This is a genomic window from Sporolactobacillus sp. STSJ-5 (assembly GCF_024385605.1).
Lineage (GTDB): Bacteria > Bacillota > Bacilli > Bacillales > Sporolactobacillaceae > Sporolactobacillus.
The window spans coordinates 291,598-309,412 of record NZ_JANFOJ010000002.1 but is presented as its reverse complement, the minus strand read 5'-3'; the positions used below and the strand labels follow the sequence as shown (position 1 = coordinate 309,412).

At 41.4% G+C, this 17,815-nt stretch carries 15 protein-coding genes; 5 read left to right on the top strand and 10 right to left on the bottom strand.

Going from position 1 to position 17,815, the window contains the following annotated elements; genetic code table 11:
• Positions 1 to 125: 125 nt before the first annotated feature.
• Together NOM01_RS03635 and trhO are read right to left on the bottom strand one after the other, a co-directional pair.
• The gene (locus NOM01_RS03635) at positions 126 to 800 is read right to left on the bottom strand and encodes a type II toxin-antitoxin system HicB family antitoxin (RefSeq protein WP_255746482.1); all 675 of its coding nucleotides are present in this window, start codon (positions 798 to 800) and stop codon (positions 126 to 128) included.
• 170 nt (positions 801 to 970) lie between these two features.
• Positions 971 to 1,909, bottom strand: a complete 939-nt coding sequence (gene trhO, locus NOM01_RS03630) for an oxygen-dependent tRNA uridine(34) hydroxylase TrhO (protein ID WP_255746481.1) — start codon at positions 1,907 to 1,909, stop codon at positions 971 to 973.
• 257 nt (positions 1,910 to 2,166) lie between these two features.
• Here trhO and NOM01_RS03625 point away from each other — a divergent pair, with 257 nt between their 5' ends.
• A complete protein-coding gene (locus NOM01_RS03625) occupies positions 2,167 to 3,432 on the top strand; it encodes a BaiN/RdsA family NAD(P)/FAD-dependent oxidoreductase (protein ID WP_255746480.1) in 1,266 nt (421 codons plus the stop codon).
• Between the two features lie 92 nt (positions 3,433 to 3,524).
• Here the strand turns inward: NOM01_RS03625 and NOM01_RS03620 are convergent, their stop codons facing one another.
• Positions 3,525 to 5,216 carry a formate--tetrahydrofolate ligase gene (locus NOM01_RS03620; RefSeq protein WP_255746478.1) on the bottom strand — a complete coding sequence of 564 codons (1,692 nt, stop codon included), beginning with the start codon at positions 5,214 to 5,216 and terminating at the stop codon, positions 3,525 to 3,527.
• Between the two features lie 143 nt (positions 5,217 to 5,359).
• Between NOM01_RS03620 and NOM01_RS03615 the strand changes: the two genes are divergently transcribed.
• Together NOM01_RS03615 and NOM01_RS03610 are read left to right on the top strand one after the other, a co-directional pair.
• The gene (locus NOM01_RS03615; RefSeq protein WP_255746628.1) at positions 5,360 to 5,785 is read left to right on the top strand and encodes a reverse transcriptase-like protein; all 426 of its coding nucleotides are present in this window, start codon (positions 5,360 to 5,362) and stop codon (positions 5,783 to 5,785) included.
• Positions 5,782 to 6,699 (top strand): DMT family transporter, encoded by a 918-nt coding sequence (locus NOM01_RS03610; protein ID WP_255746476.1) that lies wholly within the window; start codon positions 5,782 to 5,784, stop codon positions 6,697 to 6,699. The genes NOM01_RS03615 and NOM01_RS03610 overlap by 4 nt, the downstream gene beginning before the upstream one ends.
• A gap of 175 nt (positions 6,700 to 6,874) precedes the next feature.
• Here the strand turns inward: NOM01_RS03610 and NOM01_RS03605 are convergent, their stop codons facing one another.
• On the bottom strand, positions 6,875 to 7,102 hold the full coding sequence (locus NOM01_RS03605; RefSeq protein ID WP_255746474.1) for an IDEAL domain-containing protein: 228 nt from the start codon (positions 7,100 to 7,102) through the stop codon (positions 6,875 to 6,877).
• Between the two features lie 189 nt (positions 7,103 to 7,291).
• Complete coding sequence (cshA, locus tag NOM01_RS03600) at positions 7,292 to 8,737, bottom strand: degradosome RNA helicase CshA (protein WP_255746473.1); 1,446 nt, start codon at positions 8,735 to 8,737, stop codon at positions 7,292 to 7,294.
• 385 nt (positions 8,738 to 9,122) lie between these two features.
• On the opposite strand from cshA, the gene zwf reads away from it, so the two are divergent.
• The gene (gene zwf, locus NOM01_RS03595; protein WP_255746472.1) at positions 9,123 to 10,595 is read left to right on the top strand and encodes a glucose-6-phosphate dehydrogenase; all 1,473 of its coding nucleotides are present in this window, start codon (positions 9,123 to 9,125) and stop codon (positions 10,593 to 10,595) included.
• A gap of 88 nt (positions 10,596 to 10,683) precedes the next feature.
• Here zwf and dat read toward each other — a convergent pair whose 3' ends face one another.
• From dat to NOM01_RS03575, 4 genes are all read right to left on the bottom strand, one after another.
• Positions 10,684 to 11,541, bottom strand: a complete 858-nt coding sequence (gene dat, locus NOM01_RS03590) for a D-amino-acid transaminase (protein WP_255746471.1) — start codon at positions 11,539 to 11,541, stop codon at positions 10,684 to 10,686.
• 98 nt (positions 11,542 to 11,639) lie between these two features.
• Positions 11,640 to 12,416, bottom strand: coding sequence for an SGNH/GDSL hydrolase family protein (locus NOM01_RS03585; RefSeq protein ID WP_255746469.1), 777 nt, complete (start codon positions 12,414 to 12,416; stop codon positions 11,640 to 11,642).
• A gap of 15 nt (positions 12,417 to 12,431) precedes the next feature.
• On the bottom strand, positions 12,432 to 12,959 hold the full coding sequence (locus NOM01_RS03580) for a GrpB family protein (protein ID WP_255746468.1): 528 nt from the start codon (positions 12,957 to 12,959) through the stop codon (positions 12,432 to 12,434).
• A gap of 136 nt (positions 12,960 to 13,095) precedes the next feature.
• Positions 13,096 to 13,215 carry an FbpB family small basic protein gene (locus NOM01_RS03575; RefSeq protein ID WP_255746466.1) on the bottom strand — a complete coding sequence of 40 codons (120 nt, stop codon included), beginning with the start codon at positions 13,213 to 13,215 and terminating at the stop codon, positions 13,096 to 13,098.
• A gap of 199 nt (positions 13,216 to 13,414) precedes the next feature.
• Here NOM01_RS03575 and NOM01_RS03570 point away from each other — a divergent pair, with 199 nt between their 5' ends.
• The gene (locus NOM01_RS03570; protein WP_255746464.1) at positions 13,415 to 14,788 is read left to right on the top strand and encodes a dipeptidase; all 1,374 of its coding nucleotides are present in this window, start codon (positions 13,415 to 13,417) and stop codon (positions 14,786 to 14,788) included.
• Positions 14,789 to 15,047: 259 nt separating this feature from the next.
• On the opposite strand, the gene acnA is transcribed toward NOM01_RS03570, so the two are convergent.
• Positions 15,048 to 17,756, bottom strand: a complete 2,709-nt coding sequence (gene acnA, locus NOM01_RS03565; RefSeq protein WP_255746627.1) for an aconitate hydratase AcnA — start codon at positions 17,754 to 17,756, stop codon at positions 15,048 to 15,050.
• Positions 17,757 to 17,815 lie beyond the last annotated feature (59 nt).

Here is a 17,815-nt window from a genome sequence, read left to right as displayed (position 1 = left end):
GAATCAGATCATTCCATTGTAAAATATGAGAGCAAATAGCGCAATTTAAGATTTCCAAATAAACATTTCTTTTCTAAGACAAAAAAAGAACCTATACAGGCTCTTTTCAACTGAGTAAAAATACTTCACCTATTTAATTTTTCTAGAATTCGATTAATCTTTTCATTTAATCGCTGATATTCTTCAGAACTCTTCAAACGATCGGCAGCTTCATTCAATTCTTGTTTCACATGCTCAATTTCCTTCTTAACCGTTTCTGTGACAGGCTCCTCATTGGTCTGCTCATCATCATTTGCCATATTGACATGCACACGTATTTTTGATAAATCTTTCAAACTCTTCTTCACTTTCTTTAATTGCCTATTTAATTTATCTTGAACGGAAAATGAATGATCACTCTCATCCAAGTTTAGCTCTTCTTTTAAAGCATCTTGCAAAATTCGTGAATAATTCAGATCCGCTTCCTTCGCAGCATCGTCCAGCCATTTAGGTATCGTCAGCGTCTTTTTCACTGCTTGGTTTTCCATCTTTTTTCGAAATGGCGGCATCCATGTTTCAATAAGCGTTACAAGTTGACCTTGGCCGCTGTGAATAGCGGCAACCTCTGAGGGAACAGGAGGTTGCTCCCCTTTTTCCTCAAGTGCATAAATAAATAACGCAAGGGCTTCTTTTCCGTTCGCAAATCCTTCTTCGACACTCTTTGCTTCTGCCGAGCAGCCGGGTAAATCCGGAAAAGTTATTGTCAACTGTTCTCCGTTATTTGTAAATACCGCCGGATAAATATATTGATCTTTACTCACATTGATCACCTCAAATAAATTATAACACGTATTTCACACGTGTAAAATACATAGTCAATACGTATTATTTTTGGGAAGTGATTTCACATCGGCGAACTGCATAATCTTTAAAGAAAGATTTTATTAAAAAAACCGGGCAGTTTGTCCGGTTTTTTATGCAATCATTCATCTTATATTATCGTTGCTGGATGCGGTTCATGCGTATGTTGAACAGTATAGCGATTTCTCGGATGGTGATCGCAAGCATCGCTGCACGAACGATGATGCGTCTTCTCGCATTCCTCGCAGCAGATAAACTGTTTGTTACATTCCGGATTGGCACAATTGACAATTCGATCACAGGACTTGCCGCAATGTGCGCAATGACCGACGATTACGTCCTCATCGGTTCGATTAACGGGGACAGAAATACGCTGGTCAAATACATAGCATTTCCCGTCATAGCTCTTCCCTTGAACTTCAGGGTCCTTTCCGTATTCGACAATGCCGCCATCCAGCTGACTGACATCTGTGAACCCGGCACGCAGCAAATAGCCACTGAATTTTTCACAACGGATACCGCCGGTGCAATAGGTCAGCACTTTTTTATCTTTATAATCTGATAAGTTTTTTTCAATCCAATTAGGAAGATCCCTGAAGTTGCGAATATTCGGCAATATTGCATCATGAAAATGGCCGATTTGCGTTTCATAATCATTCCGTGCATCAATAAGGAGCACATCTTCATTTTGCATTTCTTTGTAAAATTCTTTTGGCTTTAAGTGTTTTCCAGTCATCTTATGCGGGTCTATATCATCATCTAACTTCAACGCAACAATTTCTTTGCGTGGCCGCACGTGCATTTTTTTAAACACATGTCCATCTGTCTCATCAATTTTAAAGGGCATATCTTTAAAACGCGGATCCTGATGAAGCGTATCCATATATGTTTGTGTTTGCTCTACTGTTCCGGACACTGTCCCATTCAGGCCCTCCTTGCCGACTAGGATACGCCCTTTCAACCCAAGCTCTTTGCAAAAATGTAAATGTTCCTCTGCAAACAATTTCGGATCTTCAATTGTGACATAGTGGTAATAGAGCAGTACACGATATGGTCTTCTTTCAGTCAATTGGTTCACCTCATTTATAATCAACGGCTTTTTACCATTCAAAGCCAAGTTTTTCTTTGTATATCCTATCAGATTTAATTAACTGTGACAATTATCACACCACTAATAATTCCCGGACTCACACAAAATTCACCTGTTGATCGCCATCATAGCGGCATACAGTCCCAAAAAACACGGGCAGTATTATTTTGAAGGTGAAATGTTATGTGTATTCTGTTAAGGTTACGATAGGAAAAAGTAAAGGTGAGGAAATAGTAATGGATTATGATGTGATTGTTGTTGGCGGCGGGCCATCAGGATTAATGGCGGCAATTACCGCTGCAGAGCACGGTGCCCGTGTCATGCTGCTCGATAAAGGAGACAAGTTAGGAAGAAAGTTGGCGATTTCTGGCGGCGGCCGCTGCAATGTAACAAACGCTATGCCCATAGATGAATTGATTAAGCATATTCCCGGCAATGGCCGATTTTTGTACAGTGCCTTCTCGTCATTTGATAATCAGGATATTATCCGTTTTTTTGAACAGCTTGGCGTTGGACTGAAGGAGGAAGACCATGGACGCATGTTTCCAATTTCCAATAACGCGAAATCAGTCGTCGATGCGCTCTTAAAACGCATGGACGATTTGAAGATCACGCTAAACATACACACGCCGATTCAAGCCGTTCTTTATTCCGACCATGTCGAAGGTGTTAAAACATTGGACGGCAAAAAGTACTCATCGGATTCGGTCATTGTTGCTGTCGGAGGAAAGTCAGTGCCTCAAACCGGTAGTACTGGAGATGGCTATGCTTGGGCAAAAGCGGCCGGACATACGATTACTGAACTCTATCCTACTGAGGTACCGCTTACCTCGAACGAACCGTTTATTCAACAAAAAACACTTCAGGGTCTATCTTTAACTGATGTTGCCGTGACTTTAGTTAACCCCAAGGGAAAGGCCATACAAACTCACCGTTGGGATATGATTTTTACTCATTTTGGTCTGTCAGGACCAGCAATTTTGCGACTAAGCCAATTTGTTGTTAAAGCATTAAAAAAGTTTAAGACACCGGATGTTATCGTTACCATTGACAGCAAACCTGATCTGAACAGCGACATGTTACGCAGCCTGCTGCTGAACCTAACTGAATCCAATCCGAAAAAAGCGCTTAAAAATGTTTGGAAAGGTATCATCCCTGAACGCTACTTGATGTTTCTTTTTGAACAGATTCATCTATCACCGGATTTGAATTTTCACGAGCTAGCTAAAGAAGATATTCGAAAAATGGCAGAAGCATTAAAACAATTTCCTATCCATATTTCAGGTACTTTATCCATTGAGAAAGCATTTATTACGGGTGGCGGTGTCTCGCTTAAAGAAGTCAACCCCAAAACTATGGAATCAAAAAAAATGCCCGGTTTGTATTTTTGCGGGGAGATTCTCGATATTCATGGCTATACTGGCGGTTATAATATTACCTCTGCATTTGTCACCGGTCATGCAGCTGGGACAGCTGCAGCAGAACGCGTTTCTGAACTTTAATGATATCTTGTTAATAGAATTCACCAAATCAAACAAACCAGTGCCTATTTTGGCACTGGTTTGTTTAAATTTCTTATTGATCGTCAATCCAATTAGAATAAACCGATTACTTTTCCATTTTGATCAATATCCATATTTAGAGCTGCGGGCTGTTTTGGCAAACCAGGCATGGTCAATACATTTCCTGTCATGACAACAATAAATCCTGCACCGACTGACACTTTAAGTTCACGAACATGGATGGTGAAATCTTTTGGCCTTCCAAGTAATTTCGGATTATCAGATAGTGAATATTGTGTTTTTGCTATGCAGACAGGAAATTGATCCCAGCCGTTTTTAATGAATGCTTTTATTTGTTTCTTTGCTTTCGAGGAAAATTCAACATCTTTTCCGCCATACACCTTCGTAACAACCGTTTGAATTTTTTTCTCAATAGAGTCCGTTAAATTGTACAGCGGTTTAAAATGGTTTTCTTGGTTTTCAATAGTATTGACAACCAATTGTGCAAGCTCTTTACCGCCTTCTCCGCCACATTCCCAAACATTCGCCAAGGCAACAGGATGGTTATTTGTACGGCACCAATTTTCAACATAAGCAACTTCGCGATCCGTATCAAAAATGAAGTGATTGATTGCCACAACATAGGGCAAACCAAATGATTTAATCGTGTCAATATGGCAAGCGAGATTTTCCATTCCGCGTGCAAGTGCATCGACATCCTCGTGCTTCAATTCGTCCTTGGTCAATCCGCCATGCATCTTTAGCGCGCGAATAGTCGCCACAATAACAACAGTGCTCGGCTTGAAATGTCCTGCACGTGTCGTAATGTCCAGAAACTTTTCTGCACCTAAATCTGCACCAAATCCAGCTTCTGTAACCACATAATCGCCAAGTTTTGCACCCATTTTCGTAGCGAGTACACTGTTACAACCATGAGCGATATTGGCAAATGGACCGCCATGAACGAATGCCGGTGTATTTTCCAAGGTTTGGACGAGGTTTGGATGAATAGCATCTTTAAGCAGTAATGTCAATGCACCCTCAACTTTTAAGTCTCTGACAAATACTGGTTTTCTTTCGTAAGTGTAGGCGATCAGCATGCTGCCGAGCCTTTTTTTCAAATCTTCAAGATTCACTGATAGGCAGAGAATTGCCATGATTTCGGAAGCAACTGTTATGTCAAAGCCGTCCTCGCGCGGTACACCATTTGTAACGCCGCCAAGCCCAACGATCACATGTCTGAGTGCACGATCATTTAAGTCAAGTACACGTTTCCAAACGATTCGGCGCGTATCAATATTGAGCGCATTCCCTTGATGAATATGATTATCCAGAAAAGCCGCTAAGGCATTGTGAGCCGTAGTGATTGCATGAAAATCACCAGTAAAATGAAGATTTATATCTTCCATTGGCACGACCTGTGCATAACCTCCGCCAGCTGCCCCGCCTTTCACACCCATTGTCGGACCAAGCGATGGTTCACGTAGTGCAATTACCGTCTTTCGACCGATTTTATTCAATGCTTGTCCCAGTCCAACTGTAACTGTGGATTTTCCTTCTCCGGCTGGCGTCGGATTGATAGAGGTTACTAAAATAACTTTTCCTTCAGGATAACCACTCATTTTATTCAGCGTATCCGCGGATACCTTTGCCTTGTAGCGTCCGTAAGGTTCCCAGTCACTCTCATCCAAGCCCAGCTGATCAGCAATGTCTCCAATCGGTTTAAGCATTGCATTTTGGGCTATCTCAATATCTGATTTCACCGTTTTTGACGTTTCTGACATTCTTTTTATCACCCATCCAATAATAAAATTGTCCAGCCATTTTTTCCTTTATTATGATAACATAATGTGAGCGAAGCTAAAACGACAGGTTACGATTTCACGTGACAAAATTAAGTTTGTACGAAGTAGAGGACGTGACTGATGTGATTGAAATCTCATTTGATGGTGCTGCGATCAGCAATCCTGGCCTTGCAGGAGGCGGGATCTATATAAATGAAGGAAACGGAAAGGAAATTCGTCGTTCGCTGCCATTCGGCGTACTTACTAGCAATCATGAGGCGGAGTTCGCCGCTTGTGTCGCTGCGATGCATTATGCCCTTGAAATGGGTTATAGAACAGTCTCGTTTCGTACCGATTCGCAACTCGTCAACGAAGCCATAGAAAAACGCCATGTTAAAAACGAGCAGTTTATTCCTTATCTTAATGAAGCGTTGCCCTTAGTTGATCGCTTCGACCTGTTCTTCTGCAAATGGATTCCCGATAAACAAAATAAAAATGCTGATGCGCTCGCTCGACTCGCAATCCAAAAACAAATGCGTGCAAAACAAAAAAAGGAGGCTGATTCATGACTCTTAAACGTGTACTCTTCGCCGATTCTGCTTTACTTGGAATTACATTTGTATGGGGCACAACATTCATTATTGTGCAAAATATTCTTAACCAACTAACACCGTTGACCTTCAATGCCTGGAGATTTTTTTTCGCTGCCCTTTTCCTTATCTCATGGCAATTTTTCACTTCTAAGAAACGTAAGTCTGCGAATGTCCTCTACAGTTGGAAATTAATTGGTTCTGGAGCGCTTCTTGGCGGTTTTTTGTTTGCAGGTTATGTGTGCCAAACGATTGGTCTTCTTTATACATCCGCATCCAATGCCGCATTCATTACCGGATTAAGTGTCGTACTTGTCCCCATTTTTTCAGCAATTTTATTACGAAACGCACCGCATAAAGCAGCGGTCATTGGTGTGATTTTCGCCGCTGTCGGACTGTTCTTTTTAACCACAAGAGGTCAGTTTTCTCTCAACAAAGGTGATGTCATCGTCTTGGTCAGTGCTGTCACCTTTGCTCTGCATATTATTTTCACAGCAAAAGTTACCGAACAATTCAACAGCCTATCATTAACCATCGTTCAACTTGCTTTTGTTGCCCTATTCGCTTTTATTACAGGTTATATTTTCGAAGGCGGAGAGGCATTTAATTTACATATCTTATTCCAGGGTGATGTGATTATCGTCGTTCTATTTATGGCACTCTTTGCAACGGCATTTGCCTTTCTTCTTCAGACAGCTCTGCAAAAGGAAACGCCTGCAACCCATGTCGGGATCATTTATATTATGGAACCTGTATTTGCTGCATGGACTTCTGTTCTGTTCCAAAATGCTCGTTTTGGTCCAAGCGAATTAACCGGATCGCTGCTTATTCTGCTCGGTATGCTCCTTGCTGAATGGCCTACTGGCGGACAAACGATTGAAAAGCAGCACTAGGGCTTAACAAATCAACTGGTTGGAGCATATAAAAAACGGACTCGCATTAATCGAGTCCGTTTTTTAATAACCTGTGAAAACAAATGAATGACGTGGGGAAAAAAGATGAATCGTTCACCCTTGACTGACAACCACCATTCGTTTCCTTCTATTAAACCCGCGCATATATAGAGTATCAGCGGGTTAATGCCGTATATTCCGTAGTGAGCTTCATAAAAAGTGCTTCGTTCCTTGAATCCAAACTTTCATCAATCTTCTCTCGTAAATTCTTCACTTTTTGATTGAATTCCATTTCATCAAGGATCATCTGGGCATACATTTCGACAACTGAGACCTTCGCCTGCTGTTCTTTGTATACAACAAGCGCCTTCGTATTATCCTGGAAAGAGTGATCATTGTTCATCTTTATTGCCCCCTTTGCACTTTTTATTATTCTACACTACTTTTCTGAAAGTTACAACCATTTAGATTAATTTTCTTTCTTTTTTTCTAATTATTTTGATTAATTTGGTTATATTTAACAGTTAAAACAAAATCAAACAATAAAAAAAAGAAGCCTATACGGCTTCTTCAGAATGATCAACATTATTGATTAATAACGTTGCGATTTTTGTTTACTTCTTCCCCTATTATTATTACCTTGGCGGTGATCACGTTCCCGTGAATGGTAAGAATTTCTTCCTTTTCCGCCTCGTTGTTGACGACCAGAAGAACGCTTTACCATCAACGGTTGCTCACGTGTCAGACGCACTGGAGTCGTATCTGGTTCTTTGGTAATAAGCTTTAACGCAGCAGCTACAAGATCAGCCGCATCAAAATCGTCAAGCAGTCCTTGCGCTTTTGAGGCGTAAGCATGATAATTTCCGGATTCGAGTGTCTCCTTTAAATTATCAATTGCCAATTTTTGTTGACCGGCTAGTGCTTCTTCATAGCTCGGTGCATTAATTTGCTTCATCGGTTGCTTTGTCAAGCGTTCGATGGAACGAAGATGTGGAAATTCGCTCGGTGTAATAAACGTAAGTGCCATACCGGTTTTGCCGGCACGTCCGGTACGTCCGATTCTGTGTACATAGCTTTCCGGATCTTGTGGAAGATCAAAATTGTAGACATGTGTCACATTGCTGATGTCCAGACCGCGAGCAGCGACATCTGTTGCAATCAGAAGTTTGACTTCATTTTGTTTAAAACGGCGAAGCACAAGGTCACGCTTTGATTGTGTTAAATCACCGTGGATTCCTTCCGCTTCATAACCGCGTTTTTGCAATGCTCTCATTAATTCATCAACCCGACGTTTTGTGCGTCCAAAGACGATTGCACGTTCAGGTGTTTGAATGTCCAGGAAGCGAGTCAGAGCATCAAACTTTTCTGCTTCTCTAACCTTTACATAATTTTGTTCAATTAATGATACTGTCAGCGTTTTTGCTTTAACTTGAACCTTTTGCGGTTCGTGCATAAACTTTTCTGCAAGCAGCTGAATTGGTCTCGGCATTGTTGCTGAGAACAGAAGCGTCTGACGATTTTGCGGAGTGCTTTCCAAAATTTCATGGATATCTTCAATAAAACCCATGTTCAGCATTTCATCTGCTTCATCAAGAACAATCATCTTAATTTGATCTAAACGGATTGTCCTTCTTTTAATATGGTCGAGTAAACGGCCTGGTGTTGCGGAAATGATGCTCGGACGCCTTTTTAAATCGCGGATCTGTCTTTGAATATCCTGTCCACCGTAAATTGCGACTGTTCTAACCTTTTTATAAAAGCCTAGAGCACTAAGCTCCTGAGCATTCTGAATCGCAAGTTCACGCGTAGGTGTAATCACCACGCCTTGAATATCCGTATCCTGAGGATCCGCCGCCTCGATCATTGGAATACCGAAAGCAGTTGTTTTTCCTGTGCCGGTTTGTGCTTGACCAATTAAATCTACACCTGTTTCAGCAACCGGAATCGCCTGCTCTTGAATAGGAGTCATATCTGTAAATCCCATTCTTTCGGTCGCCTTTTTGATTTCTTCACTAATTTTAAGTTCTGCAAATTTCATTAAGCTATACTATCTCCTTTTATCCTGTTTAGTTTTATCAAACAAATGATTAGGCATTCCCCGCGGCGGACGGAAAATGCCTACTAAACATTGAACGAGATTTCATCATTGTTTTCAAAAGTAAACCTCTTCCATCCCTATGATTACCTAAACACATAAATTCACCTTAACATGTACAGACATGAAATGCAATGGACGCAACTTTTAAAAACAGATTGAAACCCTTATATTCCGTCAATTAAAAACAGATTGAAACCTTTATATTCCGTCAATAATGGTCATTGTTCACATTCATTTCATACGAATTAGGAATAAAGTGTAACACATTAGCTAAAAAGTGTGATAACATTTAAGCATAATGAACGAGGAACGAGGGAAATCAATAATGATCGAAACGTCAAAAGAGCCAGTATTAATTTTTCTTTTTGGAGCAACAGGTGATTTAGCCAGAAGAAAACTTTATTCAGCTCTTTATCGACTTTATACCAGGGATCAAGAATTTGCAGTAATCGGCTTAGCTCGCCGTGCACACACTGATGAATCATTTCGGGATTTGATTAACGACTCGCTGCCTTCAGAAGCTGGGCCGCGCAAGCATTTTCTATCACGTTTTTATTATCGTCGACTTGATATCACACGTCCGGAAAATTTTGTTGCATTAAAAAGTTTTTGTGATGAACTTGACGAACGCTACCAACTGCATGGAAATCGGATATTCTACCTTTCCCTTGCTCCGTGCTATTTTGCACAGGCCGCACAAAATTTGAAAAAATCCGGATTATCAACGACTCCGGGATGGAAACGTTTAATTATTGAGAAACCATTTGGACATAACTTTGATTCATCAAAAGAATTAAATGAAAGTCTGCTTCATGCATTTAATGAAAAAGAGATCTACCGAATTGATCACTATCTCGGCAAAGAGATGGTTCAAAATATTGAAGTATTGCGGTTTGCAAATCCTATTTTTGAGGCAATATGGAATCGCCGTTATATCTCAAACGTTCAAATAACGCTCAGTGAAACTCTTGGTGTCGGAGATCGTGCTAATTATTACGATCAAACCGGCGCGTTACTAGACATGGTTCAAAATCATATTATGCAGCTTTTGACACTCATCGCAATGGAACCGCCTGCCCGATTCGAAACAAATGATGTGCGTTACGAAAAGGTCAAGGTTTTAAAAGCAATCCGTCCTATGCATATTAACAACGTTGTCGAACAAATCGTTCGCGGACAGTATTCCAGAGGGATAACGCCAGATCGAAAAAAATTAAGAGCCTATTTGGATGAAGACAATATTAGAAGCGATTCGGATACCGAAACCTTTGTTGCTGCTAAGTTTTTAATTGATAATTATCGTTGGCAAGGGGTACCCTTTTATATCCGTACAGGTAAATGTCTGGCTGAAAAGTCTACTCAAATTGTTATTCAGTTTAAGAAATTGCCAAAGAACCCTTACTTCCATAATGTCAATCACGTGGGTCCAAATTTGCTCGTGATTTATATCTCACCAGATGAAGGTCTTTCGCTTAAGTTAAATGTAAAAGAAACTGGGGAAACAGGTAATACGATTCCCATTTCGCTCAAATTTCGTAACAATGAACTCGCGATGGAAAATATGCAAGACGCCTATGAGAGGCTCATGGCTGATTGCATTAAAGGCGATTCTACAAATTTCACGCGATGGGACGAAGTTGCCTATTCGTGGGAAATTATTGATTCAATCGTTGATTCTTGGAAAAAACGCCGAGTTCCCGTTGACTATTATGAAGCTGGATCCATGGGACCGGCTTCTGCGGATGAGTTGCTTGAAAAGAATGGACATCATTGGTGGCCAATCATGCATATGGAATGAAGGGCAAATAAAAAGCGCGTTTCGCATTTAGCGAGACGCGCTTTTTATTTTGACATCTTATTCTATTAACGCCCCTGATACAAATGATTTATGCGAGCGGAACAGCTCGAATCCTCTCTACCTCTGCATCGTAGGCATCAATCAGTTTCTTTTCGATTGGGCCCTGTTCCCCGCCATTGATCAAGTGATCATCAATCTGAAGCACCGGATTCACCTCGTTGCTTGTACTTGTAATGAATACTTCATCGGCGTCAAGCAGTTCATCAACGGTGAACTCTCGCTGAACAAGCGGTATATTCAACTTTTTTGCGAGATCAAATACAAAGAGCCGTGTAATTCCATTCAGAATAAGATGATCGGCGGGATGTGTTATTAGTGTTCCATCTTTAATGATAAACACATTGCTTGAGGAACCTTCAGTAACTGTTGAGCCGCGATGCAGAATGGCTTCACCTGCACCTGACACATGCGCTTTCTGCTTTGCAAGCACGTTGCCCAGCAAATTGAGTGTTTTAATATCACAGCGCAGCCAGCGAATATCATCAGCGAGAACCGCTTTAATTCCCTGAGGTCTTTTAGAAACATCACGTATCTTGCTTGAGACCGAGCCGGTAATGACTGTGGGTGTATTGTCTGGGAAAAAATGCTGGCGAGGAGCCGCACCTCGTGTGATTTGAAAATAAACGACGCCGTCATCAAGATGATTCAGTTCAACTAATTTTTTTATATTATCAACAATATGATCGGCACTGTATGGTAATGTTAAGTTGAGTTCGCGTGCGCTGCGCTCAAGACGCTTCATATGAGGATCTAATAAAAAAATACGACCGCTGTAAACCATCATCGCTTCGTAAATGCCGTCTCCAAACTGATAGCCTCTGTCTTCAATGTCAACTTTTGCCTTGCTGCGATCAATAAACTGATCCTGATATAATACAATTGCCACTGACGGTTCCCCCTCAATCCTTTATAGTCTGATTATATGCCCCTACCGTAAAAACCGACAATCCCTGATTCGATGCATTATCCACAGAAACATATCGGTCAGTGTTGTTTATTCACGTTACTGTTTTTAATATACTGAAGCAGACGATGAGACATTTTTGCATAGCCTTCTTTATTGGGATGAAAATGATCATCATAGAGCAAACTGTCGGTTTTCCCCTGGAACAGATCACTGGTCGGCACAAAAGAGATAGGAGCATAGCTTTCACTGATTCTTTTGCTGTTTGTATTCCACTCATTCAGGATCGGGACAAAATCTTTATTCGCTTTACCCAAATAATCCTCGAACGGATTATACAGACCAAAAAAATAGATATGTGCTTTCGGATTCAACCCGCGTATTTCAGACAATATTTTGTTTAAATTCGATGAAAAAACCTTTCGGCGCTTTGTAAAATCACTTTGATGCAGATCGAGAAAATGTTGGTGTAAAACAGCAACAATATCATTACCGCCGATCGTCAGGAATACCGTATTTGATTCCTTTATCGATTCAATAAATTTAGGCTGCTGTAATTTCTTTAACAGATCTGAGGATGTATCGCCCCGATGTCCCAAATCCCGTATGGATACATTCTTAACATTTTTCTTTACCTTGAGTGCTTTATACGTTGCTCCCACATAGCCTTGATTTTCAAGATCTCCTACCCCTTCTGTCAATGAATCGCCAAGTGCAACAATTTTATAGTTCAATAGTTTCGGTTCTTTTTTTGGTGCGGCACTTTTCCCAAAGTGCAGAAATATAAGAATGGATACCGCAGTGACCGCTAGTAGTGCAATAGCACTGTAAATAACTTTCTTTTTAATAACTCGCACCCCTCTTACCTTGCGTTATGCCTCATACCACCATTGTAATGCAATTTCTTCAATTCGCTTGCAAGCTTCATTTTTACCTGCTGAATAGTCCTCACGATCATCAGGAAATTGCTCTGCCAATTGGATCTTCAATTGGCTGTAAAAAGCCGCATCATCATCATGTGTTCGCAAATAATCGCGAAATGCCAAATGCCTGATGACATTCTCTGTATCTGCTTCAAAGATATGAAGATGAATCAAGTGATTTCCCAATCCGTCTTTTTTTACAAAATAACGGCGTCCGTGAATACCGTGCTCGCCAAATGATTCATAACCTAATTTTGAAAATCCAGCTTGAATGAGATCAGTATCCCCCAAGCTTTGTACTTCAGCAAGAATATCAATTGTCGGTTTGGCAGCTAATCCTGGAATTGCCGTACTTCCAATATGATGAATTGCCTGCAAATTTGTTCCCATAATATGTGCGATACGTGCAGCTTCTCTTTTATATTCGTTAATCCAATCCTCATTATAGGGAACAACTTCAATTTCTTTTTGTGCCATTTTTATTCACCTCTGAACTGCATACAAAGAACTGTAATCAGTTTAACATATGTATACTAAGTAAAAACCAAAAAACAGCGATGAACGCTGTTTTTTAGTTGCCGCTATCTTGAATCCGTTATCATTTTCTCGCAATTTATTTTACTGCATGCCTATCGTCGATTTTAACTTCGATTTTTTCCAAAAGCTTCTCATCTCTGAGAATTTCTGACTTGTTTTTTTGAATCAATTCTTTAATACTGTCACGTTTTCTCATTACAAGACCACCTTTCTGCTTATCCACCATTTTAATTAGTTTACCTGTTTTTTTTGAATAAGCGTAAATTATGTGAATTTTTCGTTATATACGTAGTATTACCCTCAACTTCTTTTTTCAAACCTCAGATCACCACTTTGTCTTACGCTAAATCAATCTGTTACAATAGAGAGGTTATTTTAATACAGGAGGCTTTTCCATGGATAATCAAATCAACAACATACTTGAAAAAAATCGTGATCGATATTTAAAACAAATGATTGAATTTCTTTCTATTCCGAGCATCAGTTCCGATTCTACGCACAAAGCAGACGTAAGAAAGGCTGCACAATGGCTTGCCGATGATTTAGCAAACGGAGGACTGGAGCATGTGCAGATTTTGGAAACGGCGGGACATCCTGTCATCTATGCAGATTATCTTAAAGCCGCAGGCAAGCCGACTGTTCTATGCTACGGCCATTATGACGTACAACCGGTGGATCCGATCGACAAATGGAACACCGATCCATTTAAACCGGTTATTAAGGACAATATTATATACGGCCGGGGAACCAGTGATGATAAAGGGCAGGTATTTATGCTGGCAAAAATGGCAGAGGTAATTCTTGAGGCAACCGGTGAACTGCCGGTTAACATTAAATTTTGTTTCGAAGGCGAGGAAGAGATCGGCAGTGCACATCTGGACGATTTTGTTGATGATCATCTTGATCTGCTTAAAGCGGATGTACTGCTTGTATCAGATACGACCATGCTGAGTATGGATCAGCCGGCTGTAAGCTATGCACTTCGAGGACTCTGCGGGCTTGAGGTTCGTCTTCAGGGTCCAAAGGGCGATCTGCATTCAGGCGTCTACGGCGGTGCTGTGCAAAATACCCTCCATGCAATGGTTGAGTTGCTGGCAACCTTGCATGATAAAAAAGGACATGTTACGGTGGACGGCTTTTACGACCAAGTGATACCACTTACCGATGAGGAGCGGATCACGTGCACGAAATTGTCTAATGACGAAGCATTGAAAAAGGAACTTGATGTTTCTTCATTATATGGTGAAGAAGGTTATTCTACTGTCGCACGTATATGGTCGCGGCCGACATTAGAAATAAACGGCCTCTTTGGCGGATTTCAAGGGGAAGGTTTAAAAACAGTTATTCCTTCGACAGCAATAGCAAAAATTACATGCCGACTCGTTCCTGATCAGGATCCTGCACTCATTGGTGCACTTCTTAAAAAACATCTTAGAGAACAACTTCCTGCCGGTGTGAAGCTGGACGTTGAGCTGATGGATCATGCGGAACCATTCAGCATGCCCGTGGATCATCCGGCTCTCAAAGCTGCACATAATGCCCTCGAAGAAGCGTTTCACACGAAGGCGATTCTTTCTCGTCAGGGCGGATCGGTTCCAATCGTTAATACATTTCATGACAAGCTTGGTCTTGCTCCCATACTTATGGGATTTGGGCTGGACAGTGAAAACTTTCATGCGCCGAATGAGCACTTTCATCTGCAGAATTTTGACCGCGGCATGTGCGCACTGATTGCTTTCCTATTTGATCTACCGAAGCAAATGAATTAATCATTTGAAAGAGGCTGTCCTTTTTAAAGGACAGCCTCTTTTTTGTTGAAGAAGTCATATGAAGTTTTTTCATCCAAATCGAATCTTTTCTGGAAATCCTTTAAAAAAAGAACTTTGTGACAACCATAGGATCAATCATAGACCTTTCCAACGGAACCCACTCCCTAGAAAACAATCCGAATGTTTGAAGGCACTAAATGAACTCCTTCGTTCATTATCATGCCCACTTAAACATAAATAATACATTTAGTTGAAAAAATTATTCAGCAAGTTTTCTTCTGAGAACAGTTTGAAGGATACCGCCATTGCGATAATAATCAATCTCCACTTCACTGTCGAAACGAACAATCACTTCAAATTGAATTTTCCGGCCATCAGAGGACGCTGCTTCTGCCTGAACTGAATCACCGGGTTTTACATTTTCGTCTATTGAGACAGTAATGGCTTCTTCCCCGGTTAATCCAAGTGAATCAGCACTTTGTCCTTCACAGAATTGTAAAGGAAGCACACCCATCATCACCAAATTACTTCGATGAATTCGTTCATAGCTTTGTGCAATGACCGCTTTAATTCCTAATAAATTGGTTCCTTTTGCTGCCCAGTCTCTTGAACTCCCCATACCGTAATCTTTGCCTGCCAAGACGATCAAGTCCGTACCGTTCTTTTTGTAATTCATCGCAGCATCATAGATCGGCATCAATTCATGAGTCGGCCAATAGGTGGTAAATCCGCCTTCAGTACCTGGTGCAATTTGATTGCGGATCCGAACATTAGCAAACGTTCCGCGCATCATGACTTCATGGTTGCCGCGTCTGGAACCATACGAGTTGAAATCGTAGGTCTTAACGCCTTTCTCAAGCAGATACTGTCCTGCAGGACTTTTTGGAGCAATTGAACCGGCCGGTGAAATATGATCGGTTGTCACCGAATCGCCGAATTTCCCAATAACTCGCATGGATTCAAGAGGTTTAATTTCATTTAATTCTGCAGAAAGACTTTCAAAGAAAGGCGGATTTTGAATATAAGTAGAAGCTTCATCCCAATCATACAGTTCGCCTTCGCTTGTCTGAATGGCATTCCAGCGCTCATTTTCAACAAAAACACGCTCATATTCCTTCTTAAAGCTCTCAGGGCCAACGGAACGGTTCATGACTGCTTCGATTTCGTCGCTTGACGGCCAGATGTCTTTAAAGTAGACATCATTCCCCTGAGGATCTTTTCCAAATGACTCATGATCCATATCAAAATCAACCGTCCCTGCCAATGCGTATGCCACAACAAGCGGCGGAGAAGCAAGATAGTTGGCACGAATTAGCGGATGGATACGTCCTTCGAAGTTGCGATTACCGGATAGAACAGCAGATACAGTAAGATCCTGATCAGTTATTGCTTTTTCTACTGCTTGCGGAAGCGGTCCGGAATTTCCAATACATGTGGTGCATCCGTAACCAACCACATTAAATCCTAATTTTTCGAGGTAAGGAATAAGTCCTGCCTTCTCCAAGTAGTCGGTTACTACTTTAGAGCCTGGAGCCAGGCTTGTCTTGACATACGCCGGAACTGTCAATCCCTTTTCAACCGCTTTTTTTGCAACTAATCCAGCTCCAATCATGACGCTCGGATTACTTGTATTCGTACAACTCGTAATTGCCGCAATGACCACAGCACCGGTACTTAACTTTTCTTTTGATCCGTCTTCATATGCGACTTCAGCTGATTTCGTCAATTCCTCTTTGTCAAAGCCAAAGCCGCGATTCCCTGCAGGACGTGTTAGCGAGGATTCAAATTCATTTTTCATTCCTGTTAACGCAATTCGATCCTGCGGACGTTTTGGTCCCGCCAATGACGATTGGACTTCTGACAGATCCATCTCTAAGACCTTTGTAAAGTGAGGATCCATTGCCTCCGGTGTATAGAACATTCCATTTGCTTTGCAATAATCTTCAACGAGCTGAACCTGTTCTTCCGTACGTCCGGTCAGGCGCAAGTAATCTAAAGTGACCTGGTCTACCGGGAAGAAAGTTGCAGTTGCTCCGTTTTCCGGTGACATGTTGGAAACCGTTGCACGATCAGCAAGCGACATGTGTGAAAGACTTGGTCCGAAAAATTCAACAAATTTTCCGACAACACTTTCCTCGCGCAGGAGCTGTGTCACTCGAAGTGCTAAATCTGTAGCAGTTGCTCCATTAGGGAGGCTGCCGACAATCCGAACACCGATCACGTCAGGTACAGGAAAATAGGAAGGCTGCCCAAGCATACCTGCTTCGGCTTCAATACCTCCGACGCCCCATCCGAGAACGCCCAACCCATTGATCATGGTCGTATGCGAATCCGTTCCGACTAGTGTATCCGGATATGCCAATAGTTCTCCTTTTCCCTCGTCCACTGCATGAACTACAGAAGCCAAATATTCAAGATTCACTTGATGAACAATGCCGGTAGCAGGAGGTACTGCTCGAAAATTTTCAAATGAGGATTGCGCCCATTTCAAAAATTTATACCGTTCTTCGTTTCGCTCAAATTCCCGCTCCATATTAAAAAGAAGCGCTTGGTTCGATCCGAATCGATCAACTTGAACCGAGTGATCGACAACAAGATCGACCGGTTTTTCCGGATTAATCTTTTCCGGATCTCCGCCTAAATCGGCCATAGCCTTACGCAAAGAAGCTAAATCCACGACTGCGGGCACTCCCGTAAAGTCCTGAAGAATAATTCGTGAAGGGTTAAACGGAACGTCAATGTTCTTATCAAGGGTTGCAGTTCCCCACTTCGCTAAATTTTCTACATGTTCTCTTTTGATCACTTTTCCATCGCATTGTCGCAGAACGGCTTCCAATAACACCTTTATTGAATAAGGCAATCTCTCGACGTCACCATATTCCGACAAAGCGGTTAATTGATAAAAACTTATGGTTTTCCCATTGCTTTTAAACGTGTTTCGAGCATTGAAAAAATCATTTTTTTTCAATGCCCTTGTTTCTGCAGCTGCCACCATTGTTTCACCATCCCGTCTGTTTTTACACTTTT